The 20,219-nt window shown below is 65.1% G+C and carries 15 protein-coding genes and 1 pseudogene; 9 read left to right on the forward strand and 7 right to left on the reverse strand.

Annotated features, from left to right (window positions below; all coding sequences use genetic code 11):
- Window positions 1–224: 224 nt before the first annotated feature.
- Window positions 225–1,379, forward strand: a complete 1,155-nt coding sequence (locus tag ACY8GK_RS06395; RefSeq protein ID WP_462402623.1) for a cysteine desulfurase family protein — start codon at window positions 225–227, stop codon at window positions 1,377–1,379.
- Between the two features lie 9 nt (window positions 1,380–1,388).
- On the opposite strand, the gene ACY8GK_RS06400 is transcribed toward ACY8GK_RS06395, so the two are convergent.
- Window positions 1,389–2,600: a carbohydrate porin gene (locus ACY8GK_RS06400; protein WP_462402624.1), complete on the reverse strand. Its 1,212-nt coding sequence runs from the start codon at window positions 2,598–2,600 to the stop codon at window positions 1,389–1,391.
- Window positions 2,601–2,727: 127 nt separating this feature from the next.
- Between ACY8GK_RS06400 and ACY8GK_RS06405 the strand changes: the two genes are divergently transcribed.
- From ACY8GK_RS06405 to ACY8GK_RS06425, 5 genes are all read left to right on the forward strand, one after another.
- The gene (locus ACY8GK_RS06405; protein WP_196178441.1) at window positions 2,728–4,227 is read left to right on the forward strand and encodes an MFS transporter; all 1,500 of its coding nucleotides are present in this window, start codon (window positions 2,728–2,730) and stop codon (window positions 4,225–4,227) included.
- Window positions 4,228–4,521: 294 nt separating this feature from the next.
- The gene (locus ACY8GK_RS06410) at window positions 4,522–6,228 is read left to right on the forward strand and encodes an amidase (protein WP_196178439.1); all 1,707 of its coding nucleotides are present in this window, start codon (window positions 4,522–4,524) and stop codon (window positions 6,226–6,228) included.
- 184 nt (window positions 6,229–6,412) lie between these two features.
- Window positions 6,413–7,126 (forward strand): helix-turn-helix transcriptional regulator, encoded by a 714-nt coding sequence (locus tag ACY8GK_RS06415; protein WP_462402625.1) that lies wholly within the window; start codon window positions 6,413–6,415, stop codon window positions 7,124–7,126.
- 28 nt (window positions 7,127–7,154) lie between these two features.
- The gene (locus ACY8GK_RS06420; protein ID WP_196178435.1) at window positions 7,155–8,075 is read left to right on the forward strand and encodes a pyridoxal-phosphate dependent enzyme; all 921 of its coding nucleotides are present in this window, start codon (window positions 7,155–7,157) and stop codon (window positions 8,073–8,075) included.
- Window positions 8,076–8,229: 154 nt separating this feature from the next.
- Window positions 8,230–9,114: an alpha/beta hydrolase gene (locus tag ACY8GK_RS06425; RefSeq protein WP_462402626.1), complete on the forward strand. Its 885-nt coding sequence runs from the start codon at window positions 8,230–8,232 to the stop codon at window positions 9,112–9,114.
- Between the two features lie 3 nt (window positions 9,115–9,117).
- On the opposite strand, the gene ACY8GK_RS06430 is transcribed toward ACY8GK_RS06425, so the two are convergent.
- Window positions 9,118–9,849, reverse strand: a complete 732-nt coding sequence (locus tag ACY8GK_RS06430; RefSeq protein WP_462402627.1) for a hypothetical protein — start codon at window positions 9,847–9,849, stop codon at window positions 9,118–9,120.
- Between the two features lie 160 nt (window positions 9,850–10,009).
- Between ACY8GK_RS06430 and acuI the strand changes: the two genes are divergently transcribed.
- Window positions 10,010–10,993 carry an acrylyl-CoA reductase (NADPH) gene (gene acuI, locus ACY8GK_RS06435; RefSeq protein WP_196178430.1) on the forward strand — a complete coding sequence of 328 codons (984 nt, stop codon included), beginning with the start codon at window positions 10,010–10,012 and terminating at the stop codon, window positions 10,991–10,993.
- 586 nt (window positions 10,994–11,579) lie between these two features.
- Here the strand turns inward: acuI and ACY8GK_RS06440 are convergent.
- Window positions 11,580–12,107: an MgtC/SapB family protein gene (locus tag ACY8GK_RS06440; protein WP_196178428.1), complete on the reverse strand. Its 528-nt coding sequence runs from the start codon at window positions 12,105–12,107 to the stop codon at window positions 11,580–11,582.
- A 279-nt stretch (window positions 12,108–12,386) separates the two neighbouring features.
- On the opposite strand from ACY8GK_RS06440, the gene mapR reads away from it, so the two are divergent.
- Complete coding sequence (gene mapR / locus ACY8GK_RS06445) at window positions 12,387–13,808, forward strand: GntR family transcriptional regulator MpaR (protein ID WP_196178426.1); 1,422 nt, start codon at window positions 12,387–12,389, stop codon at window positions 13,806–13,808.
- A gap of 10 nt (window positions 13,809–13,818) precedes the next feature.
- On the opposite strand, the gene ACY8GK_RS06450 is transcribed toward mapR, so the two are convergent.
- From ACY8GK_RS06450 to ACY8GK_RS06465, 4 genes are all read right to left on the reverse strand, one after another.
- Window positions 13,819–15,354 (reverse strand): DHA2 family efflux MFS transporter permease subunit, encoded by a 1,536-nt coding sequence (locus ACY8GK_RS06450; RefSeq protein WP_462402628.1) that lies wholly within the window; start codon window positions 15,352–15,354, stop codon window positions 13,819–13,821.
- Window positions 15,351–16,547, reverse strand: coding sequence for an HlyD family secretion protein (locus ACY8GK_RS06455; protein WP_462402629.1), 1,197 nt, complete (start codon window positions 16,545–16,547; stop codon window positions 15,351–15,353). Before ACY8GK_RS06455 ends, ACY8GK_RS06450 begins: the two co-directional genes overlap by 4 nt.
- 31 nt (window positions 16,548–16,578) lie before the next feature.
- Entirely contained in the window at window positions 16,579–17,052 is a 474-nt protein-coding gene (locus ACY8GK_RS06460) for a MarR family winged helix-turn-helix transcriptional regulator (protein ID WP_462402630.1), read from the reverse strand.
- 290 nt (window positions 17,053–17,342) lie between these two features.
- Window positions 17,343–18,662: a Na+/H+ antiporter family protein gene (locus tag ACY8GK_RS06465; RefSeq protein ID WP_462402631.1), complete on the reverse strand. Its 1,320-nt coding sequence runs from the start codon at window positions 18,660–18,662 to the stop codon at window positions 17,343–17,345.
- Between the two features lie 581 nt (window positions 18,663–19,243).
- Here ACY8GK_RS06465 and ACY8GK_RS06470 point away from each other — a divergent pair.
- A pseudogene (locus tag ACY8GK_RS06470) lies at window positions 19,244–20,212 on the forward strand (methyl-accepting chemotaxis protein); the annotation flags it as partial.
- Window positions 20,213–20,219 lie beyond the last annotated feature (7 nt).

The following is a 20,219-nucleotide window of genomic DNA, read 5'->3' on the forward strand; positions in this document are numbered from 1 at the left end:
ACTGGGGGCCCTGGCAGGGCCCCGCCAGCCGCTTATAACCAAAGAAACAAGAAGTCCACGAAATCTCGATGCTTCGAAAAGAAATACTACCGGTTACTGGAACTCTAGAAAAAATATTCCGATAAAGGCCTCACATGACTCAATAAAGAGCAAAATCCTTCCCCGCAGAGCCTAGTACCATTCTCGGTACGTTTTGTCCCTACCTGCTCATGCGGATCGCTTCCATGCCAGACACGCCTTTGTATTTCGACTATGCCGCCACCACCCCCGTCGACGACCGAGTGATCGAGGCGATGCTCGCCTGCCTCGGCGTCCAGGCCAACTTCGGCAACCCGGCCTCCAGCGGCCACGCATTCGGCCAAGCGGCACGTGCCGCCGTCGAACAGGCCCGCGCCCAGGTCGCCGAGCGCGTCGGCGCCGAGCCAGCCAACATCGTCTGGACTTCGGGCGCCACCGAATCCAACAACCTGGCGCTCAAGGGCATCGTTCAGTCAGCCGGCAGGCCGGTACATCTGCTGACCAGCGCACTCGAACACAAGGCGGTGCTCGACACCATGGCCGAACTGGAGCGCCAGGGCCATGCGGTCACCCGCTTGCAGCCGGACGCCCAGGGCCTGATCCAGCCCGAAGCGGTCCAGGCAGCCCTGCGCCCCGACACACTGCTGGTGTCGTTGATGGCGGTGAACAATGAGCTGGGTACCGTCACCGATTTCGCCAGCATCGGCGAGCGGGTACGCGAGCATGGCGCATTGTTGCATGTGGACGCCGCCCAGGCGGTCGGCAGGGTCGCGATCGACCTGCGGCATGCCCCGGTCGACCTGATGTCCTTCTCGGCGCACAAGGTCTACGGCCCCAAGGGGATCGGCGCACTGTATGTCGGCGCTCGGGCGCGACCATCGCTGCGCGCGCAAATCCATGGCGGTGGGCATGAAGGCGGCCTGCGCTCCGGCACCTTGGCCACCCACCAGATCGTCGGCATGGGCAGCGCCTTCGACCTGGCCGCCACGCCTGGCGACAGCGAGCACCAGCGTATCGCCCAGTTGAGTCGACGCCTGCGGGAAGGGCTGCTGGATTTACCAGGGATCAGCCTCAACGGCTGCCCGCGACAACGCATCCCGCACACGCTCAACCTGCGAATCGACACTCATGGTTTCAACAGTGCCGCCCTGGCGCCAGCGCTGGCGTTGTCGTCGACCTCGGCCTGCAACTCGGCGGCGGCCAGCGCTTCGCATGTACTGCTGGCGCTGGGCCTGGAGCCGTGCCAGGCACGCCGCAGCGTGAGGCTGAGCCTCGGTCGCTACACCACCCAAGCGCAGGTCGACAGCGCCATCGAAGTGTTCTGCCAGGTCCTGGCCAATGCCTCCCCGACGTTCTGGTAGACGAGCGCGCTACCACCAGGTCTCGAGCTGGACACCAGCATTGGCGCCGTGCAGCTGCGCGCCGTAGGGTCCATCGGCGGCCAACGCCGTGCCACTATCGGCGGCCTGCTGGGCGGCCCGGTTCCAACGCGCGTAGGTCACGTACAGGCGCAGTTCGGGCCTGGCCATGAAAGCCTTGCCGATGCTCAAGGTCGGCGCAATGGTGATCTTGTCCAGCTTGCGCGTCGCGCCGCGCTCCGGTTCGATCTGGTCATGGCCGAATTCGACCACCAGCTTGAAATGCTCGCTGAAGGCGTAGCTGGGCCGCACGCCGAAGGAGTACCAGGTGTAGCCCTGGTCATTGGGTGCCTTGGTCTTCTGCATCAGCGCCAACAGGGCTCCGCCGAACTCCGGAGTAATCTGCCACATGGGCGATTCCAGCACCCTCCAGCTGCGCGTGCTGCGCCCGGCCGTGAGGTCGCCGGTCTGGCCCAGACCGATCCCCGGCCCTTCGCCATACTGCACGACGAAACGGTTCTCGCCGCCAAGAAAGCCGTCCTGGTCATGCTCGGCCGTGACCGACCAGCCGCCATGAGCACCCTCCACATGGCCAGGTTTCTGGATGATGCTAAGGCCCAGCTCCAGGTCGCCACCGGGATTGGGCTCGATGCCGCCAAGGTTGAAGTCGTGCCGGTTGGCCTTGTGCTTCTGCTCGATGGTGTCTTCACGGGTGAAGGCGTAGCTGACCAGGTAGCGGCCAAGCTTGTAGTTGTCGATCCCCGCCCCCGTACCGCTCGGGTTCCAGTAATAGAAGTCGTTGATATGGATGTCGTGGCGCTTGTAGTAGCGGCGACCGACCCAGGCCGTGCCATCGTTGAGTACCGGCGAGGTGACCCCGGCCCAGACCTGGGGCAGGCGAATGGCGCCCGTATCGCCGCCGAAATCCGGGAAATGGTTGTACTGCTCGACCAGGCTGGCCATGCCGTTGAGGGTGACCACCGTGCCATCGGCGCCCCGGTACGCCTCATGGTTGAGCTCCAGCTCCCAGTAGGTTTCGCATTCGTTGCCCAGCCGGTACTTGGCAGGCGCGCCCGGCAACTGGAAGCAGGCCTGGCGTCCGTTCCCACCGAGGGCCTCGCCCAGGCCAATCCGTCCATAGCCATGGAACTCTAGACCTTGGGCCGTCTGCGCATATGCCAGATAGCCGAACAAGCCAAACGCCATCATCCCTGCCTTGCGCATGTCATTTCCTTGTGATCCGAAGCTGTCAGGCAACTGACCTTGGACGCCGGAAAAAAGTCCCGGTTGGAACTCCTTCACCTGCGTCTGGCTCCATGACGTAAGCCCCCGTCAGCGAACAGGAGTTGCCATGACGACCAAAGCTGTGCGCGAACCCACCGATTCCACGGACGAACGTCACTACGCCACCGATATCCCGGCACGCCTCGACCGACTTCCATGGACCCGCTTCCATACCTTGCTGGTGTTCGCCCTGGGCATCACCTGGCTGCTCGACGGGCTGGAGGTGACACTGGCCGGCTCGGTATCCGGCGCGCTCAAGGACAGCCCGGTGCTGAACATGAGCAACACCGACATCGGCCTGGCCGGCGCCGTGTACATTGCCGGGGCGGTACTGGGCGCGCTGTTCTTCGGCTGGCTCACCGACCGCCTGGGCCGGCGCAAGCTGTTCTTCATCACCTTGTTCCTGTACATCGCCGCCACGGCAGCCACGGCCTTTTCCTGGAACCTGTGGAGTTTTCTGCTGTTCCGCTTTCTGACCGGCGCCGGCATCGGCGGGGAATACACCGCAATCAACTCGACCATCCAGGAGTTCACCCCGGCCCGCTACCGTGGCTGGGTCGACCTGACCATCAACGGCACCTTCTGGGTCGGCGCGGCACTGGGCGCGGCCGGCTCGATCGTGCTGCTCGACCCGACCACGATCGACAGCGAGACGGGCTGGCGCCTGTGCTTCGGCATCGGCGCGGTGCTAGGCCTGGTGATCCTGCTGATGCGCCTGTGGATTCCCGAGAGCCCGCGCTGGCTGATGATCCACAACCAGCCCGAAGAGGCTGAACGTATCGTCGCCAACATCGAGCGGCACTACCATGAACGCGGCATCCCCGTCCCGCCCGTGGAGGGCCAGCCGCTGCGCCTGCGAGCCCGGGACCATACGCCGCTCAAGGAAGTGTTCCACAGCCTGTTCGTCGGCCATCGCCAGCGGGCACTGGTCGGACTGACCTTGCTGACCGCCCAGGCGTTCTTCTACAACGCGATCTTCTTCACCTATGCCCTGGTGCTGACGGACTTCTACGATGTGCCCTCGCAGCACATCGGCTGGTACGTGCTGCCATTCGCCCTTGGCAACTTCTGCGGCCCGTTGCTGCTGGGCCGGCTGTTCGACGTGGTCGGCCGGCGCATCATGATCAGCTCGACCTTCTTTCTGTCCGGGGTGCTGCTCACCCTGAGCGGCTACCTGTTCCAGCAGCAGCTGCTCGATGTCACGCAGCAGACCATCGCCTGGATGGTGATCTTCTTCTTCGCCTCGGCTGCCGCCAGCTCCGCCTACCTGACCGTGGCGGAGACCTTCCCGCTGGAAATCCGCGCCCTGGCCATCGCCGTGTTCTATGCCTTCGGCACCGGGCTGGGGGGCATGATCGGCCCGACCCTGTTCGGCGCGCTGATCGAAACCGGTAGCCGCACCAACGTCTTCTATGGCTACGTGATCGGCGCCGCGCTGATGATCATCGCCGCCGTCGTGCAGGCGATCTGGGGCACGGCCGCCGAGCGCAAGTCGCTCGAACATGTGGCCCGGCCCCTTTCCCAGGTGCACGAGCCGGGCGATGCAAGCGTGGCTGGCATGAGCTGAGTCTTGCGAGCGAGGCGGGCTGCGGCCAAGCGCGGCGCCCGCCTCTATGCCACGCTGCAAACGACCATTGCCGGCACGCCAGACTGCGGCGCGTGAAGGCTTCTTGTTACACTTCGATCACCAGAGTTTGTACGTCAGGCCGCCCAGTGGCGATCAGGCCAGGCTAGAAGAAATCAGCCAGCGCAGATCACGGCTGGCAGACAACTGCCAGCCTGTTCCAAACGCAGCCTGACCGCCGCGGGCACTTGTCGTACAAACCTACATCACCCCACCTGCCTACAGACTGGTGACAGCATGATCGAGGTAACCGAGGTTTCCATTGCAACATTGCGCGAGGCGCTGGCCTCTGGCCGCACGACCGCGGTCGAGCTGGTCAAGGCCTACCTGGCCCGCATCGATGCCTACGATGGAACCGATACCGCCACCGCCCTCAACGCCGTGGTGGTGCGCAATCCAGCAGCGCTCCAGGAGGCCGAAGCGTCCGACGCCCGCAGGGCGCGAGGCGAGTGCCTCGGGCCGCTCGACGGCATTCCCTATACCGCCAAGGACAGCTACCTGGTCAAGGGCCTGACTGCCGCCTCGGGCAGCCCGGCCTTCGCCGAGCTGGTCGCGCAGCGCGACGCCTTCACCATCGAGCGCCTGCGTGCCGCCGGGGCCATCTGCCTGGGCAAGACCAACATGCCGCCGATGGCCAACGGTGGCATGCAGCGCGGCGTCTACGGTCGCGCCGAAAGCCCGTACAACGCTGCCTACCTCACCGCGCCCTTCGCCTCTGGTTCGTCCAATGGCGCCGGTACCGCCACCGCGGCCAGCTTCTCGGCGTTCGGCCTGGCCGAAGAAACCTGGTCGAGCGGCCGGGGCCCTGCATCGAACAATGGGCTGTGCGCCTACACGCCATCGCGCGGGGTGATCTCGGTGCGTGGCAACTGGCCACTGACCCCGACCATGGACGTGGTCGTGCCTTATGCGCGGACCATGGCCGACCTGCTGCAAGTGCTCGATGTGGTGGTCGCTGACGACCCCGATACCCGTGGCGACCTCTGGCGTCTGCAACCTTGGGTGCCGATTCCCTCGGCATCCTCGGTGCGCCCGGCTTGCTACCTTGACCTGGCGGCCGATGCCGGTGCGCTGCGCGGCAAGCGCTTCGGCGTGCCGCGCATGTACATCAATGCCGACCCGCAGGCAGGCAGCGCCGAAAAGCCTGGTATCGGCGGCCCGACCGGCCAGCGCATCCACACCCGTGCCAGCGTCATCGAATTGTGGAAGCAGGCCCGCCAGGCACTCGAGGGCGCCGGCGCCGAGGTGGTCGAAGTGGATTTCCCCCTGGTGTCCAATTGCGAAGGCGACCGCCCGGGCGCGCCAACCGTGTTCAACCGTGGCATCGTCTCGCCCGAGTTCCTGCATGACGAGCTGTGGGAACTGTCCGGCTGGGCTTTCGACGACTTCCTGCGCGCCAACGACGACCCCAGGCTCAATCGCCTGGCCGATGTCGACGGGCCGCGGATCTTCCCGCATGACCCAGGCACTCTGCCCAACCGCGAGGACGACCTGGCCGCGGGCATGGACGAATATGTGAACATGGCCCGCCGCGGACTCAAGTCCTGGGACCAGATCCCGACCCTGCCCGATGGCTTGCGCGGCCTGGAGCGCACCCGCAAGCTCGATCTGGAGGATTGGATGGACGCGCTCGGCCTGGATGCGGTGGTCTTTCCCACCGTGGCCGACGTGGGGCCCGCGGATGCTGATGTCAACCCGGTTTCCGCGGACATCGCCTGGAGCAACGGGGTCTGGGTAGCCAATGGCAACCTGGCCATCCGGCACCTGGGCGTGCCGACCGTGACCGTGCCGATGGGGGTGATGGCGGACATCGGCATGCCGGTGGGCCTGACCATCGCGGGTCGGGCCTACGACGACTCGGCGCTGCTGCGCTATGGCGCCGCATTCGAGGCCACCGGCAACCGTCGCATGGTCCCGCCACGCACGCCACCGCTGGCAGGTTGAAAAGCAGACGCCAGGGAGCGTCTCGGACGGCTTCGGCAACCCCGCTCGGCCAAGGGTGGCCGGACGAACCTGCCGTGAGGATGAAATGAAGCGCAGGCTCGTGCGGCCGCGCGAGCTATCGGCTTGACGCTCGCCTGGAATTTCAACATCATGTAGCAATTCTACATGGTGTTGAATTCCACCAATGACCGTCCCCGATCATTTCCACGAGCGCCAGCTGGTCTTCACTACCCTCAAGGCCACCCTCCAGGCCTTGGAAAGCGTCATCGGACGCAACGTCGAGATCCTCCTGCACGACCTGGACGACCCGGAGCATTCGGTGGTCGCCATCGTCAATGGTCATGTCTCGGGGCGCGCCGTAGGCAGCCCGATCCTCGCCGCGCCAGAACAGGACCAGGGTTTCCAGGCCCTGATGCGTGCCTGCGAGCGACAGGACGACTGCCAGCCGGTGGTCGTTCCCGACTACCCGACCCACCTCAAGGGACGCACGCTGCGAAGCGCCACTGCCTTGTTCCGAGATAGCCACGGACGCCCCTTCGCCAGCCTGTGCATCAACACCGACCTCGGGGGCCTACAAGCCGCGCTGGACCTTCTGCACGGTCTGCAGCCACTGGGCGCAACGTCCGCCCGAATAGCGGCGTTCGACCAGGCAGGCGCCGAGCCAGGCGACCTGGCCGCGCTGATGAACCAGATCATCGCCGATGCCCTGCAGCGCTGCGGCCAGGGTCGCATGAACAAGGCCGCCAAGCGCGAGGCAGTGCGCGTCATGCAGGAGCGCGGCCTGTTCATCGTCAAGGGCGGTGTGGAAAAAGCAGCCTCGGCCCTGGGGGTGACCCGCTATACCGTCTACAACTACCTCGAGCAACTGCGCGGCGCCGACAGCGCCGCCCGAGACTGATCCCTTGCGCCTGCCACCGGAGCTTCGCATGCCCTTGCATATCCACACGCCCTTGATCGAATCCCGTCCATTGACGCTGGCTGCAGGGCGTCAGACCTGGCTCAAGCTCGATGCCCTGCAACCCTGCGGCTCGTTCAAGCTGCGCGGCGTCGGCCACGCCTGTCAGGTCCACCACCAGCATGGCGCCAGGCACTTCGTTTCGTCTTCCGGCGGCAACGCTGGCCTGGCCGTGGCGTATGCCGGTCGGCACCTGGACGTCGCGGTCACCGTGGTCGTCCCGCAGACCACCACCGAGCGGGCCAAGGCACTGCTGCAACTGGAAGGTGCCAAGGTGATCGTCCATGGCAGCTCCTGGCAAGAAGCCAACGAGCTGGCGCAGAGCCTGGTAGGCCCGGACGACGCCTTCATCCATCCATTCGACGACCCGCTGCTCTGGGCCGGCCATGCCAGCCTGATCGACGAGGTCGCCGAAAGCTCCTTCAAGCCTGATGCCGTGGTGTTGTCGGTCGGCGGTGGCGGCCTGCTCAGCGGCGTGGTCGAAGGTTTGCAGCGCAATGGCTGGAACGAGGTGCCGGTGGTGGCGGTGGAAACCCATGGCGCAGCTTCGTTGCGCGCGGCGATGGAGGCCGACGATCTGGTCGAACTGGAGCGGATCGACTCGATCGCCACCTCGCTCGGTGCCAAGCGCGTGGCGCGTCAGGCCCTGGAATGCACCAGGCGCCATCCGGTCGTCAGCCGCCTGGTCAGTGACCGCGAAGCCCTCGAGGCTTGCGAGCGCTTCCTGCTCGACCACCGGCTGCTGGTCGAGCCCGCCTGTGGTGCTGCCCTGGCGGTGGCCTATCAGAGCGGCGCGCTCAAGGACTATCGACAGCCCTTGGTGATCGTCTGCGGAGGCGCTACCGCGACCCTGCCACAGATTCACGCCTGGCTAGCGGCGCAGGCCGGCTAGTGCGCAGGGCCATCGGGCCAGTCCCGCCACGTCGATGGGCCACGACGTCCGGGCCCGCCAGCCCTGGCGGCATAGCGCTCATGAACTGCGCGGTGGCGCAGAGACTGGTATCGTATTGGCTGCCAGCCTCTGGGGCCGCCAGGCGGAGTTGTCCATGGTCAACGCGTTGCGTACATCGTTCAAGCGTCGCTGGCTGAGCTGGTCGATCGCGATTGTGCTGGTAGTGGGGCTACCGGCGGGCTGTGGCGTGCTGCAGCACAAGGAGCGCGAACTGGTATTCCGTATCGAACCTGGCCCGGCCAGCTGGTTCCATGGGCTGCCGGCAGGTGTCCAGGAGTTGGACTTGCGCCCGCGCAGCTTCGACAAAGGGCAGAGCCTGCATGCCTGGTGGTGGCCAGCCAGGCGCAGCGATGCACCGGCGGTGCTCTACCTGCACGGCGTGCGCTGGAATCTCACCGGCCAGCTGTTGCGTATCGAGCAGCTGCACGCCATGGGCTACTCGGTCCTGGCCATCGACTATCGCGGCTTCGGCCAGAGCCGTGGCGGCCTGCCATCGGAAGCCTCGGTCTATGAAGACGCGCGCATTGCCTGGGAGCGCTTCGCCGAACTCCAGCCTTCCCCAGCCAAGCGCCTGATCTTCGGCCATTCCCTAGGCGGCGCGATCGCCGTGGACCTCGCCGCGGAGCTTTCGCGCCAGGCACGCAAAGCAGGCAAGGAGGTGCCGGTACGCGGCTTGATCCTCGAATCGACTTTCACCTCGCTGGGCGATGTCGCCGCCGCGGTGGCCGATACCAGCCTGCCGATCCGCTGGTTGCTGTCGCAGAAATTCGATTCGCTGGACAAGATCCAGGACATCGGCATGCCCTTGCTGCTGGTGCATGGCCTGGACGACCGCTACGTGCCGCCACGCTTCAGCCAGACCCTGTTCGATGCCGCGCCGCAGCCCAAGACCTTGCTGCTGGTCCCTGGCGCCAGCCACAACAACAGCATGCGCGTGGCGGGCCGGCAGTACCGCCAGGCCATCGATGCCTTGCTGTAAGCGTCACTGCACGGGCAGGAAATTCATGAACAGCAGGCTCTGGGCGTAGTTCAGACCGATACGCCGGTAGCGCTCGTCGAGCATCTGGGCAATCAGGTCGAGCCGCGCGACGATCTTGCCGAACTCCACGGCGAAGCTCAGGTTGCTGCCCTCTTCCGAGATTTCGTTGGAAAACAGCAGCAGCACGCCGTTGGCATCCTGGCGCTGGCCGAGCATCCAGGTGGCCTTCTCGATATTGCGCGCCGCATTGTTGACGAACAGCGGGTCGATGGTATCGGTCATGAAGAACTCGGTGCGGCCGCCATGGGCGGTGATCAGCATGCTGCCGATCGCGTAGATGAACGCGCCGACCCGATCACCGCGAAATTGCGGATCGAGCGCATAGCTCAAGGCAGCCAGGTCGCGGCGCTGGCCTAGCTGCGGCAGCGGCCGGCGCTGCTCGATGGCAAGACGAATCTGCCGCTCGGCCGTGGCCGCATCGACGAAGCCCGACCGCTGCAACTGGTTGGGATTGCGCAGATAGAGCTTGTCCATCAGCACGTACAGGCTTTGCAGGTTGTCCTGCATGGCCAGCGTGGCCATGCGGTCGACGCTGGTCTGGAACAGTTCGCGTGGCGTGCCTGCACCCAGCTGGTTGACGATGTCCCGGCCTTGCTGCTGGGTACAGCCGGCCAGGCAGAGCAGCAGGCCTGGCAGTAGCAGGCGACGGGCGCGGTAAGAGACACGGACAGGCATGAGACAAGGTCGACGATCGGTGGCCACGCCGGGAATCGGCCAGGCCTTGCCCTGCATAGAGCCTCGCATCGGCAAAAAGTGCAGTATCGCGTGGCGCTTGCCGGCATCATCATCATGCACCAAGCGCAATCGCCACGATGGCTCACGAAGGAGAACACCGATGTACAAGGCAATCCTGATCGACAAGCACGAACACGAGCAGAAGGTCGAACTTGCCGAGCTGGAAGACGCCCGCCTGCCCGACGGCGATGTCACCGTCCGGGTCGCCTACAGCACGCTGAACTACAAGGATGGCCTGGCCATCAGCGGCAAGAGCCCGGTGGTCCGGCAGTTTCCCATGGTGCCAGGCATCGACCTGGCCGGTACGGTCGAGCACAGCAGCCATCCCGCCTACCAGGCTGGCGACCGCGTGTTGCTCAATGGCTGGGGGGTCGGCGAGAGTCACTGGGGCGGCCTGGCGCAGCGGGCGCGGCTCAAAGGCGACTGGCTGATCCCATTGCCGGCTGGGCTGGACGAGCGCCAGTGCATGGCCATCGGCACCGCCGGCTATACCGCCATGCTCTGTCTGATGGCCTTGCAGCACCACGGCCTGCAACCGCAGCACGGGCCAATCCTGGTCACCGGGGCCAGTGGCGGCGTCGGCAGCTTCGCCATCAGCCTGCTGGCGCGGGCCGGTTACGAAGTGATCGCTGCTACCGGCCGGATGCAAGAAGCCGGCTACCTCGAGCAGCTGGGTGCCAGCCGCATCATCGAACGCTCGGAACTGTCCTCGCCCGGTCGCCCGCTGAGCAAGGAGCGTTGGGCCGGCGCCATCGATTCGGTCGGCAGCCATACCCTGGCCAACGTCTGCGCCGGCACCCAGGCCGAAGGCGCTGTCGCCGCCTGCGGATTGGCCCAGGGCATGGATTTCCCGGCGTCGGTGGCGCCCTTCATCCTGCGCGGTGTCAGCCTGCTGGGCATCAACAGCGTGACTCAGCCCTACCAGCGTCGCATCGAGGCCTGGCAGCGCCTGGCCGATGCCCTGGACCTGCCCCAGCTGGACCTCATCACCGAGGAGATTGGCCTGGATGAGGTCATCGCAACGGCCAACCGTCTGCTTGCCGGGCAGGTGCGGGGGCGGATCGTCGTCGACGTCGATCGGTGAGCCGTGGGCTGCAAGCAAGAGCGAGACCGCGACGCCGGTCTGCTTTTGCCTGTGGCTTGAGCCAGTGGCTTGCGACTATGACCAAAGTGTTACCGCCCCCGCACCCCGGCAGGGCGCAAGCGGGTAACAGGGAAACAAAATGAATCGAAGCAGAAGCGCGACGAAGTGGATAAAAATTTTAACCCGCTGATTTAAAAGATTTTTTTGAAGTTGGCACGGCATCTGCTTTCTCTCTGACATAACAAAAACAAAAACGTGATACCCAACAAGAACAACAGATGGCGACTCTGACATAACAAGAACAACACGGCAGAGACGTAGCAAGCAGATTTTTTTGGAGTCGACACGCGTCCCGGAGGGTAACCCTCGCGGCCTGGCACAGAACAACAAGACTACCTCGAGGTAGTGGCGGTCAGGATCGGATCCGCGGATGGATGCAGGTCAGCGCTCAAAAAAATACGTTTGCTCTTGGTCCCGAATGGGGGCCGCATGCGATACCGAGGCAAGGCTGACAAGAACAACAATGGGCCGTCTCAACAATAATAAAGAGCAGGCAACAACGCTTTGAGGGGGGCTTCGGCTCCCCTCAGTGCTTTGCGTCCTCTTCCTTTTTCTTCTCTTCGGTCTGTGCGGCCACCTTCTCCACCAGTACCGGCATGCTGCCAAGCACCAGCAGCGCCAGCAGGGTGCTGGCCAGCGCCGTCGCCTCGCGGCCCATGCCAGCAGCGGTGCCGATGGCGGCCGTCATCCACAGGCCCGCCGCGGTGGTCAGTCCCTTCACATGGCTGGTGTCGATGCCGTTGCCCTTGAGAATGGTCCCGGCACCCAGGAAGCCGATCCCTGCGACGATGCCCTGGATGACCCGGCTGAGCGCCTCCTCGTCGGCGCCAGCCATGCTCGGCGCGAGCACGAACAAGGCCGCGCCCAGCGAGACCAGCATGTGCGTACGGACACCAGCCGACTTGCCACGGCTTTCGCGCTCGAAACCGAGCACGGCACCAAGCAAGGCCGCCATGAGCAGGCGAACGATGATACGTGTCACCTCCCCCACGTCGGCAAGATCGGCGAATTCGGCCTGCAGCACTTCCCAGACAGATTCCTGCCAAGACGCCATCGTGCCCTCCCGGACTGTTCCATGTAGAACATGGACCGTCACGCACGAAGGGAGTGCCCTCCCAGGCGAGACGGCCATGGCAAGCGAGCCCGCCAGCCTTGGCGCAGGCCAGGCGGATGAGCGCAGGACAATCTGATATGGTTTCGTTCGCGCCAAGTGAGTCTGTGCCGCAAGCGTCGCACGGCGCTACCATCGCCACAGCGAGCGGCCGAGGCGATCGCCCGTGCCTTGATCGTTCAGGCACCGCGCCGCCTCCCTTCTTCCAGCCGCCGAGTCCAGATGAAACGCTACGAACGCTTTGCCGACGATATTGCCGAACTGATCCGCTCCGGCGTGCTGGGGCCTGGACAGCGTGTCCCGTCGGTGCGCTATGCCAGCCAGACCCATGGCGTGAGCCCATCGACGGTGTTCCAGGCGTACTACCTGCTGGAGCGACGCGGCCTGATCAGGGCCAGGCCGCGCTCGGGCTACTATGTCAACAATCACGTCACCCAGCCATTCAGCGAGCCGGTACAACTGCAACCGGCCAGCCAGTCCACCGAGGTGGACGTCAGCAGCCTGGTCTTTTCCATCCTCGACTCGATCAAGGACCCGCACACGGTACCGTTCGGCTCGGCGTTCCCAAGTCCGACCCTGTTCCCGTTGCAGCGGTTGGCGCGTTCGCTGGCCAGCGCCAGTCGCAACATGGACCCGCGCATGGTGGTCAGCGACCTGTCGCCGGGCAATCCCCAGCTGCGCCGGCAGATCGCCCTGCGCTACATGGTCGCTGGCCTGGTACTACCGATGGATGAACTGCTGATCACCAATGGCGCCCTCGAAGCGCTGAACCTGTGCCTGCAAGCGGTCACCGGTCCGGGGGACCTGGTAGCGATCGAGGCGCCGGCCTTCTATGCCTGCCTGCAGATCCTCGAGCGTCTCAAGCTCAAGGCCGTGGAGATTCCGGTGCATCCACGCCAGGGCATGGACCTGGCGGTGCTGGCACAGACCTTGGAACGCCACCCGGTCAAGGCCGTATGGTGCATGACCAGCTTCCAGAACCCGGTCGGCGCCAGCATGCCCGACGCCAGCAAGCAGGCGCTGGTGGAGCTGCTGCGTCGGCATCAGGTGCCGCTGATCGAGGACGATGTCTATGCCGAGCTGTATTACTCGCAACAGGCACCGAAGCCGGCCAAGGCCTTCGATACCGATGGCCTGGTGCTGCATTGCGGGTCTTTCGCCAAGAGCCTGGCGCCCGGCTACCGTGTCGGCTGGGTGGCGGCCGGACGTTTCGCGCAGAAAGTCGAGCGACTCAAGCTGATGACCTCGCTGTGCGCCTCCATGCCAGCCCAGGCCGCGATCGCCGACTACCTCCAGCACGGAGGCTACGATCGGCACTTGCGGCGCCTGCGCTATGCGCTGGAGAGCCAGCAGGCCAGCATGCTGGCAGCGATCGGCCGACACTTCCCGGCGCAGACCCGAGTCAGCCAACCGTCAGGCGGCTATTTCCTCTGGCTCGAGCTGCCGGAGCAGGTCGATTCGCTGCAACTGTTCAAGATCGCCCTGGCCCAGGGCATCAGCGTGGCGCCAGGGCCGATCTTCTCGCCGACCCGCGGCTTCGCCAACTGTATCCGCCTGAACTACGGCAGCCCCTGGGGGGCCAGTGAAGAGCAGGCGATCGAGACCTTGGGCAGGATCATCCACTCGCTGCCAGCCAAGGGCTGAGGCACCGGCTTCAGTGGCCGCCGGAGCCTGGCGCAGGCTTGGCCGAGAACGGTGGCCGGGCGAACCAGACCAGCAGGATCAGACCGGCGAAGACCCAGGTCATCAAGGTGAAGTAGTCGACGGTCGACATCATGTAGGCCTGGCCGTTGATGATCTGCTCGAGCTGGGCATAGCTGTGCAGGTTGGCCCCGCCGAGCGTGTCCAGGGCATGCCGGGTCGCCGGCTCGTACAGACTGACATGCTCGCCCAGATAGGCATGGTGCTGGTCGGCGCGACGAATCCAGATCCAGGTGGTCAGGGAAGCCGCGAAACTGCCGCCCAAGGTTCGCAGAAAGGTGGCCAGGCCCGAGCCGTCGGCGATCTGCTGCGGCGGCAGGTCGGACAGCAGGATGCTTAGCGTCGGCATGAAGAACAGCGCCACGCCGATGCCCATGAACAACTGCACCAGCGCGATATGCTGGAAGTCGACCTGGCTGGTGAAGCCCGCCCGCATGTAGCAGCTGCCGCCGATCGCCAGGAACGCCAGCGCTGCCAGCACGCGCAGGTCGAAGCGATGCGCGTACTTGCCGACGAAGGGCGACATGATCACTGGCAGCAGGCCGATGGGCGCCACCGCCAAGCCAGCCCAGGTCGGGGTATAGCCCATCTGGGTCTGCAGCCATTGCGGCAGGATCAGGTTGATGCCGAAGAAGCCGGCGTACCCGCCAACCAGCACCAGGGTGCCGATGCGGAAATTGCGGTGCACGAACAGCCGCAGGTTGACCACCGGATGGCGGTCGGTCAGCTCCCAGATCACGAAGATCGCCAGGAACACCAGTGACACCAGGCTACCGCCAATGATGAACGGCGACTCGAACCAGTCCAGGTCATTACCCTTGTCCAGCACCACCTGCAAGGCACCGACCCCGACGATCAGCGTGAGCAGGCCGATGTAGTCCATCGGCTGGCGGCTGGTGACCACTGGACGGCTACGCATCTGCTGGCGCACCACCGCGGCGGCGAACAGGCCGATCGGCACATTGATGAAGAAGATCCAGGGCCAGCTGTAGCTATCGGTGATCCAGCCGCCGAGGATCGGCCCGGCGATCGGCGCGACCACCGTGACCATGGCCAGCAAGGCCAGGGCCATGCCGCGCTTGGCCGGGGGATAGATCGCAATCAGCAAGGTCTGGGTCATCGGATACAATGGCCCCGCCACGACGCCCTGCAAGACCCGGAAACCGACCAGCTCCGGCATCGACTGGGCAATGCCGCACAGGAACGAAGCGAGCACGAACAGCAGCGTCGCCCAGAAGAACAGCCTGACCTCGCCGAAACGGCGGCTCAGCCAGCCGGTCAACGGCAAGGCGATGGCATTGCTCACGGCGAACGAAGTGATGACCCAGGTGCCCTGCTCGTAGCTGACCCCAAGGTTGCCGGAAATGGTCGGCAAGGCCACGTTGGCGATGGTGGTGTCGAGCACCTGCATGAAGGTCGCCAGCGACAGGCCTATGGTGCTCAGCAGCAGGCTCGGAGGCGTGAACTGCGCCGGTGCCTGATCGCTCATCGTTGCGCCGTCTTGCCGCTGGCGGCGCTGTTGTCATGGATCAGCTGGGCGATCAGTTCGTCAGCCTCGGCCAGCTGGCGATCGTAGACTTGCGTGGTGAAGGTCGGTTGCCGCGGTGGCTGCTGGGCCAGGACTGGGCCGCTCTGGTCATGCAAGTCGACTTGCACGTCGGTGGACAGGCCGATGCGCAGTGGATGTTCCTTGAGTTCGCGGGCGTCCAGATGGATACGCACCGGTACCCGCTGGACGATCTTGATCCAGTTTCCCGTGGCATTCTGCGCCGGCAGCAAGGCAAAGGCACTGCCCGTGCCCGCCCCCAGGCTGTCGACCGTGCCATGGTAGTGCACGTCACCGCCATAGAGATCGGCGCTGATCTCGACGGGCTGGCCGATGCGCATGTCACGCAACTGGGTTTCCTTGAAGTTGGCATCGATCCATACCTGGTCCAGCGGGATCACCGCCATGGTCGCCGTGCCCGGTTGCAGGCGCTGGCCGAGTTGCACCGTGCGCTTGGCCACATGCCCGGTCACTGGCGCCAGCAAGGTCGTGCGCGCATGCGCCAGGAAAGCCTGACGCACATCCGCCGCCGCGGCCATCACCTCGGGGTGGGAAGACACCACGGTATCGTCGACCAGCGCCGTGCTGGTAGCCAACTGCTGGCGCGCGCTGTCGAGCGCACTCTGCGCCGCGGCCAGGTCGTCACGGGCGTGCGAGAGCTCTTCGGCGGCGATCGCTCCGCTGTCGGCCAGGACCTTGCGCCGGTTGTAATTCTCGCGCGCCTTCTTGAACTCTGCCTGGCGGCTCTGCACTTGCGCCTTGAGCGCATCGACATTGCTGTACAGCCCGCGTACCTGGCGCACGGTACGCGCCAGGCTGGCCTTGGCCGCCTGCAGCGCGACTTCGCTGTCGCTGGGGTCGAAGCGCAGCAGTACCTGGCCGGCCTGGACCAGATCGCCGTCATCGGCACCGATACTGGTTACCGTCCCGGTCACCAGCGGCGTGATCTCCACCACGTTGCCGTTGACGTAGGCATCATCGGTACTTTCGTACCAGCGCCCGTACAGGGCATGCCAGGCCCAGGCGCCTAGGGCCCCAAGCACGACCAGCAAGAGCAAGCCGAGCAACAGGGGCTTGCGCTTGCGTGAGGGTCCGGGCGCCGGGGATTGGGTGGTGGTGTCCGCGGGAGTGGCCATGGGAAATACCTTGGATGATCTGGGTCAGGATTCAGCGATCGCCGAAACGGCGAATCGTCAGGGGGTCACCGGCCTTGAGCAGCAGCTTGGCCAGCAAGCCTTCGAGGGTGCGCAGCTCATCCAGCTCGAGCGCGCCGACAAGGTCATTCATCGCCGCGGCGCCGATCTGTGGCAGGCGATCGGCCAGTCGCTGTCCCTCCTCGGTCAACACCAGGCGCACTTGGCGACGGTCGTCCGGACGACGCTGCCGCTGGACCAACCCCTTGTGCTCCAGGCGGTCGAGCATGCGGGTCATCGAGCCGCTGTCCAGCCCAAGGTAGCGGCACAGCTCTGCCGGGGTATCCACCTGGTACTGGGTGACGATGATCAGCACCTTGAACTGCGCGGCGGTGACGCCATGCGCCTCCAGGTGGCCGTCGAGGATGCGGTCCTTGACGATCGACGCGCGCCCAAGCAGCAAGCCGATGGCGCAACTGTGAAAGTTGTCCGGTGTGAAATGGGACATGAAAGGCTCACTGAGAATTTGTATTTTAATATTACTGCCTAGGCAGCGATTGTCAAAGACTTCGTTAGCTCGCTACGTTTCCCTTCCGCCAGCGTTGCCGTCAATGGCCTGGCCATGGAAAGAGAATGCCATGGTGACTCGCCATCGCCCTGCCCTTCCAGTCAACCGGCTGCCTATCCGTTCTTGCGCCATACCGGCAAGGACCGGCGCGAACGCGCCGCCCCCTCAACGCCTCGACCGAAGTTCCCCGGCACCGGCCCGCCGCTGAAACGCAGGCGGTGGAAGCGGACTCAGAGCACCATCGCCGCCAGCCAGCCGAAGGCGAGCAAGGGCAGGTTGTAGTGGATGAAGGTCGGCACCACGGTATCCCAGATATGATGGTGCTGGCCGTCGACATTGAGGCCGGAGGTCGGTCCCAGGGTCGAGTCCGAGGCCGGCGAACCCGCGTCTCCCAAGGCACCTGCGGTGCCGACGATGCACACGGTGGCCAACGGATCGAAGCCCAGCTGCACGCACAGCGGCACGAAGATCGCTGCCAGGATCGGGACCGTGGAGAACGACGAACCGATGCCCATGGTCACCAGCAGCCCTACCAGCAGCATGAGCAAGGCGCCCACGCCCTTGCTGTGGTCGATCCACTCGGCCGCGGTCAGCACCAGCGCCTTGACCTCCCCAGTCGCCTTCATCACCTCGGCGAAGCCGGACGCGGCGATCAGGATGAAGCCGATCATGGCCATCATCTTCATGCCTTCGGTGAACAGGTCATCGGTATCTTTCCAGCGCACGATGCCCGACAGCGAGAAGATCAGGAAACCGACCATGGCGCCGATGATCATCGAGTCGAGCCACAACTGCACGACGAACGCGCAGACGATGGCCAGGCCCGCCACCAGCAAGGTCATCGGGTTGTAGCGGATGGCAACCTGTTCGACTTTCTCGATGCGCGCCATGTCGTACTCACGCTTGCGCCGGTAGCTGACGAACACCGCCAGCAACAGCCCGGCCAGCATGCCAGCAGCCGGGATGGCCATGGCATGGGTGACGTTCACGCCGCTGACATCGACCCCGGCACGGCTCACGTTAGCCAGCAGGATCTGGTTGAGGAAGATGTTGCCGAAGCCTACCGGGAGGAAGATGTAGGGCGTGATCAGGCCGAAGGTGATCACACAGGCGACCAGACGACGGTCGATCTTCAGGCGGCTCAGCACGTACAGCAATGGCGGTACCAGCAACGGAATGAAGGCAATGTGGATCGGCAACAGATTCTGCGAGGAAATGGCCACCACCAGCATCAGGCCGATCAGCAGCCATTTGACCTTGCCGCCCTCGCCCTGCCCTTGCCTCTGGATCATGCCCAAGGCCCGGTCAGCCAAGGCATGCGCCAACCCGGACTTGGCGATCGCCACGGCGAACGCGCCGAGCAGCGCGTAGGACAGCGCCACCGAGGCGCCTCCCCCCAGGCCGGCATTGAACGCCGCCAGCGTGCCCTCGACACCTAGCCCACCGACCAGGCCTCCAACCAGCGCCCCGACGATCAGCGCGATGACCACATGCACGCGGGACAGGCTCAGTATCAGCATGACGCCAACCGCGGCAATGACTGCATTCATGGGAATGATCTACCTCTTGCAACAGACGAAAAGCCAAGGCTCCGACAATGCGTGCCGACAGGCAGCAGTCGGGCCTGGAAGATGGATTTGCGAAGGGCGCACACTCTGAAGCACAGCGGCGGGGTTGTCAAAGCGCCGGCCCGCCCCGGCGTGCGCCCGGTCGGGTCGACAGGCGCAGCCAGCGCAATGCCAGCATCAAGAAAAACCAGCCAGCGCCGATAGGCCGTACATACACGACCCTAGCGCAATCGGGAGTTTCCATGCTGTCGCGTCGACTTTCCATCCAGTGGAAGATCACCCTGCTGGCGGGCCTGTGCCTGGCCGCCATCGTCACTCTGCTCGTCGGCCTGTCGCTGTACCGCATGCAGCACAGCTCGGAGATGGTCAAGTCGAGCAGCATGCGCATGCTCTCCGAAGTGGCCCAGGCCCGCCTCGAGTCACAGGGCGAGGCGCAGGCGCTGAAGATTCGTCGTCAGTTCATGGATGCCTATCAGTATGGCGCTGGCCTAACCCGCCAAGTGCTGTTCATGCGCGAGCAGGCCGGCAAGGGGCTGCTGGGCGCGCAGGCACTGCGCCAGGAAATGACCCGTCAGGTAGGCGGTGTGCTGAAGGACAACCCAGACTTGCTCGGCCTGTCGCTGGTCTTCGAGCCCGATGCGCTGGACAGCCAGGACGCGCTGTTCACTGGCCAGGCCGCGATGGGCAGCAACGAGCGCGGCCGTTTCGCCCTGTACTGGTCGCAGCCACGTGCCGGCCAGCTGAGCGCCACGGCGCTGCCGGAACGCGACATCGCCGACAGCAGCATCGGACCCAGCGGCGAGCCGGCCAATACCTGGTGGGCCTGCCCCCATGCCACCGGCCAGGTGTGCGTGACCGAACCCTACTTCTACCCGATCGAAGGCCAGCAGGTGTTGATGACCAGCATCGTCTCGCCACTGATGGTCGACGGCAAGGTGATCGCCACGCTTTCCGTGGACATCAGTCTCGACAGCCTGCAAGCGCTTAGCAAGCAGGCCAGTGCCAGCCTCTACCAAGGCCGCACCCAGGTCGGCATCCTCAGCCCAACCGGCCTGCTGGCCGGCTACAGCGCCGACCCGGCCCGGCTGGGCCAGCGCCTGGAGCAGGTCGACCTGGCCCAGGGCGCCGAGCTGGTTCGCCTGCTGGGCGAGCGCAAGCCGCTGAACATCCTCGATGGCGACCAGCGCCTGAAAGTGCTCGCGGCCTTCGCCCCGGTCCCTGGCGGCAAGCCGTGGGGCGTGTTGCTCGATGCTCCGCACAGCGCCCTGACCGGTCCTGCCGAGGTACTCCAGCAGGAACTCGATCAGCTCAATACCCGCGCGACCCTCATGGAACTGGCCCTGGGCCTGGCCGCGGCGCTACTTGGACTGCTGCTGGTATGGCTGCTGGCACGTGGCGTGACGCGCCCGATCCTTGGCGTGGCGGCCATGCTCGAGGACATCGCCAGCGGCGAAGGCGACCTGACGCGCCGTCTGCATTACGACAAGCGCGACGAGCTAGGCACCTTGGCCGGCTGGTTCAACCGCTTCCTCGACAAGT

Source organism: Pseudomonas sp. Marseille-QA0332 (genome assembly GCF_054950175.1).

Excerpts from the sequence above, each read along its gene's own strand:
- ACY8GK_RS06395 (WP_462402623.1), top strand. The coding sequence starts at position 225 with ATGCCAGACACGCCTTTGTATTTCGACTATGCCGCCACCACCCCCGTC.
- ACY8GK_RS06400 (WP_462402624.1), bottom strand. The coding sequence starts at position 2,600 with ATGCGCAAGGCAGGGATGATGGCGTTTGGCTTGTTCGGCTATCTGGCA.
- ACY8GK_RS06405 (WP_196178441.1), top strand. The coding sequence starts at position 2,728 with ATGACGACCAAAGCTGTGCGCGAACCCACCGATTCCACGGACGAACGT.
- ACY8GK_RS06410 (WP_196178439.1), top strand. The coding sequence starts at position 4,522 with ATGATCGAGGTAACCGAGGTTTCCATTGCAACATTGCGCGAGGCGCTG.
- ACY8GK_RS06415 (WP_462402625.1), top strand. The coding sequence starts at position 6,413 with ATGACCGTCCCCGATCATTTCCACGAGCGCCAGCTGGTCTTCACTACC.
- ACY8GK_RS06420 (WP_196178435.1), top strand. The coding sequence starts at position 7,155 with ATGCCCTTGCATATCCACACGCCCTTGATCGAATCCCGTCCATTGACG.
- ACY8GK_RS06425 (WP_462402626.1), top strand. The coding sequence starts at position 8,230 with ATGGTCAACGCGTTGCGTACATCGTTCAAGCGTCGCTGGCTGAGCTGG.
- ACY8GK_RS06430 (WP_462402627.1), bottom strand. The coding sequence starts at position 9,849 with ATGCCTGTCCGTGTCTCTTACCGCGCCCGTCGCCTGCTACTGCCAGGC.
- acuI (WP_196178430.1), top strand. The coding sequence starts at position 10,010 with ATGTACAAGGCAATCCTGATCGACAAGCACGAACACGAGCAGAAGGTC.
- ACY8GK_RS06440 (WP_196178428.1), bottom strand. The coding sequence starts at position 12,107 with ATGGCGTCTTGGCAGGAATCTGTCTGGGAAGTGCTGCAGGCCGAATTC.
- mapR (WP_196178426.1), top strand. The coding sequence starts at position 12,387 with ATGAAACGCTACGAACGCTTTGCCGACGATATTGCCGAACTGATCCGC.
- ACY8GK_RS06450 (WP_462402628.1), bottom strand. The coding sequence starts at position 15,354 with ATGAGCGATCAGGCACCGGCGCAGTTCACGCCTCCGAGCCTGCTGCTG.
- ACY8GK_RS06455 (WP_462402629.1), bottom strand. The coding sequence starts at position 16,547 with ATGGCCACTCCCGCGGACACCACCACCCAATCCCCGGCGCCCGGACCC.
- ACY8GK_RS06460 (WP_462402630.1), bottom strand. The coding sequence starts at position 17,052 with ATGTCCCATTTCACACCGGACAACTTTCACAGTTGCGCCATCGGCTTG.
- ACY8GK_RS06465 (WP_462402631.1), bottom strand. The coding sequence starts at position 18,662 with ATGAATGCAGTCATTGCCGCGGTTGGCGTCATGCTGATACTGAGCCTG.